This is a genomic window from Streptomyces sp. NPDC104202, from assembly GCF_055584185.1.
Genome location: NZ_JBVJMN010000132.1, coordinates 1 through 3,124 on the forward strand (window position 1 = coordinate 1; position 3,124 = coordinate 3,124).

3 protein-coding genes are annotated in these 3,124 nt (G+C 73.0%); all 3 read left to right on the forward strand.

What is annotated here, in order from left to right:
* The first annotated feature begins 167 nt into the window (after positions 1-167).
* Positions 168-953, forward strand: a complete 786-nt coding sequence (locus ACZ60W_RS37145) for a DUF817 domain-containing protein (RefSeq protein WP_469759821.1) — start codon at positions 168-170, stop codon at positions 951-953.
* Positions 954-1,163: 210 nt separating this feature from the next.
* The gene (locus tag ACZ60W_RS37150; RefSeq protein ID WP_057577999.1) at positions 1,164-1,367 is read left to right on the forward strand and encodes a cold-shock protein; all 204 of its coding nucleotides are present in this window, start codon (positions 1,164-1,166) and stop codon (positions 1,365-1,367) included.
* 213 nt (positions 1,368-1,580) lie between these two features.
* The gene (locus tag ACZ60W_RS37155) at positions 1,581-3,017 is read left to right on the forward strand and encodes a DEAD/DEAH box helicase (protein ID WP_469759822.1); all 1,437 of its coding nucleotides are present in this window, start codon (positions 1,581-1,583) and stop codon (positions 3,015-3,017) included.
* Positions 3,018-3,124 lie beyond the last annotated feature (107 nt).

Sequence of the window (3,124 nt, forward strand, 5' to 3'; positions counted from 1 at the left end):
CCCTCCTCCTCCCCCCCCCCCCCCCTCCCCCCTTCCCCCCCCCCCCCCCCCCCCCCCCCCCCCCCCCCCCCCCCCCCCCCCCCCCCCCCCCCCCCCCCCCCCCCCCCCCCCCCCCCCCCCGTTCCCGGCGGCGAACCGACCGGGGCCGCCCGGGCGTCCCACCCGCCATGAGGACGCTCACGCACGGGATACGCCAGCTGCTGCGCTTCGCGGTGCTGGAGGCGCGCTGCTGCGCCTTCGCCGTCGCACTCGTCGGAGGCATCGCCGTCTCCGGCCTGCTGCCCGCACTGCCCGTCGCCCGGTACGACCTGCTGCTGCTGTACGGGATCGGGCTCACCGTGCTGGCCTGGCGGGTCGGCTGGGACACCGGCCGGGACGTCGCCGTGATCGCCGGCTGTCACGCGATCGGCCTGCTCTTCGAGCTGGTCAAGGTCCGGATGGGCTCGTGGAGCTACCCGGAGGACGCGCTGACCAAGTTCGGCGGCGTCCCGCTCTACGGCGGCTTCCTCTACGCGGCCCTGGGCAGCTACGTCTGCCGGGCGTGGCGCCTCTTCGACCTGCGCCTGACCGGGTACCGGCCGCGGGCGACGGCGGTCCTCGCCGGCGCCGTGTACGTGAACTTCTTCAGCCACCACTGGCTGCCCGACCTGCGCTGGGTCCTCGCGGCGCTGCTGCTCGCGGCCACGGCGGGCACCTGGGTGCGGTTCCGGGTGGGACCGGAGGACCACCGGATGCCGCTGGCGCTGTCGTTCGTCCTCATCGGCTTCTTCCTGTGGGTCGCCGAGAACGCGGCCACCTACGTGGGCGCCTGGAGCTACCCGGACCAGCTGGACGGCTGGCAGCCGGTCTCCCCCGCCAAGTTCGGCGCCTGGGCCCTCCTCATCACCGTCACCTTCGTCCTGACGGCCCACCGCGCGGGAAATGTCCTCGCGTCCGCACGGGCACGTGAATAGGTCATTTCGTGCACCGCCGGGAACGACGTGCTACAGTCGACGGCAGTTGCAGTTGTGGTTCCCAAAGAACTTATGAGTGCCTTCGACGGTGGTGACATCGTCAGGCACTTTATGTGTTTTCGGTGCAGTTTTCCGACGGGGCAATCATCACGGCGACGCCGGGGTCCGCACGGTGTGGACTCCCGGGTTACGCCCCGAAGGAGATATGACATGGCCTCTGGCACCGTGAAGTGGTTCAACAGCGAAAAGGGCTTCGGCTTCATCGAGCAGGAGGGTGGCGGCCCGGACGTGTTCGCCCACTACTCCAACATCGCCACCTCCGGCTTCCGTGAGCTGCAGGAAGGCCAGAAGGTGACCTTCGACGTCACGCAGGGCCAGAAGGGCCCGCAGGCGGAGAACATCCTCCCCGCCTGACGTTGACACGTCCTGCGCAGCCGGGGTCCTCACCGTCGAGGTGAGGGCCCCGGCTCGTCGGTTTTCCCAGGCTTTTTCACGGACCGGGCGCCGCATTCCCAGGGGCGCGGCCGGATCCGTACGCAATCGGCGTTCGGTACGTTCTGGTGATTCATGGGGCCGCGGCCCCTCGTCGAATTCCTCGAAGCGCACCGTTTTCGAGGAAGGTCATCCATGAACAGCACCCCCCGTACGGGCGGGAAGCGTCCCGGCACGACCGCCGAGGGCGAATTCGCGGCGCCGTCGGCCGTCACCCCGGCCCTGCCCGCCGCCTCCGGCTTCGCCGAACTCGACCTGCCGGACGAGGTGCGCGAGGTACTGGCGCGCGAGGGCGTCGACACGCCCTTCCCGATCCAGGCCGCGACCCTGCCCGACGCCCTCGCGGGCCGCGACGTCCTCGGGCGCGGCCGGACGGGTTCCGGCAAGACCCTCGCCTTCGGCCTGCCGCTGCTGGTGCGCACCGCCGGGCGCCGCGCCGAGTCCCGCAAGCCGCTCGCCCTGGTCCTGGTGCCCACTCGCGAGCTGGCCCAGCAGGTCGCGGACGCGCTGGAGCCCTACGCGCGCGCCCTGAAGCTGCGCCTGGCGACCGTGGTCGGCGGCATGTCGATCGGCCGGCAGGCCACCGCGCTGCGCGACGGCGCCGAGGTGCTGGTCGCGACGCCGGGCCGGCTGACGGACCTCGTCGAGCGCAAGGACTGCCGGCTGGAGCGGGTGACCGTCACCGTCCTGGACGAGGCCGACCAGATGGCCGACATGGGGTTCATGCCCCAGGTCACCGAGCTGCTCGACCGGGTGAACGCCGACGGCCAGCGGATGTTGTTCTCCGCCACCCTCGACGCCAACGTCGACCTCGTCGTCGAGCGCTACCTCCACGACCCGGTCGTCCACTCCGTCGACCCGTCGGCCGCCACCGTCTCCACGATGGATCACCACGTGCTGCACGTCCACGGCGCCGACAAGTTCGCCACGGCCACGGAGATCGCCGCGCGCGACGGGCGGGTGATCATGTTCCTGCGCACGAAGCAGGCCGTCGACCGCTTCACCCGCCACCTGCTCGGCAGCGGCGTCCGGGCCGCGGCGCTGCACAGCGGGAAGTCGCAGCCGCTGCGGACCCGCACCCTGGAGCGCTTCCGCAGCGGCGAGGTCCCGGTGCTGGTCGCGACCAACGTGGCGGCGCGCGGCATCCACGTCGACGCGCTCGATCTCGTCGTGAACGTCGACCCGCCCGCCGACCACAAGGACTACCTCCACCGCGGCGGCCGGACCGCGCGCGCCGGCGAGTCCGGCCTGGTCGTCACCCTGGTCACCCCCGACGAGCGCCGTGACGTGGCGCGCCTGATGGCCGACGCGGGCATCCGGCCCCAGGTCACGCAGGTGCGCTCGGGCGAGGCCGAGCTGACCCGGATCACCGGCGCCCGGCGCCCCTCCGGCGTACCGGTCGACGGCAGCGCACCGAGCCAGGAGGGCGTGAAGCGCGGCGGCGCGGCCTTCCGCGGCATCGGCACCGTCCCCGGAAAGCCCGGCCGCGCCAAGAACGAGTCGCGCCGCAGCGCGGAGGCCCGCAAGACCGCCGAGGCGCGGCAGGCCGCGCGCATCCGCAAGGGCCGCTGAGCGTCTCGCGCCCCGGGGCCTCCCCGGCCCCCTCTCCCCCTTCCGGCCCCGCCGTCCGCCCCCGCGGAAGGGGGGGGGGAGGAGGGGGTAGGGAACGAGGGAAAGAG

What these genes read in the sequence shown, in the direction of transcription:
- ACZ60W_RS37145 (WP_469759821.1), top strand. Translation starts at nt 168, where the DNA reads ATGAGGACGCTCACGCACGGGATACGCCAGCTGCTGCGCTTCGCGGTG.
- ACZ60W_RS37155 (WP_469759822.1), top strand. Translation starts at nt 1,581, where the DNA reads ATGAACAGCACCCCCCGTACGGGCGGGAAGCGTCCCGGCACGACCGCC.
- ACZ60W_RS37150 (WP_057577999.1), top strand. Translation starts at nt 1,164, where the DNA reads ATGGCCTCTGGCACCGTGAAGTGGTTCAACAGCGAAAAGGGCTTCGGC.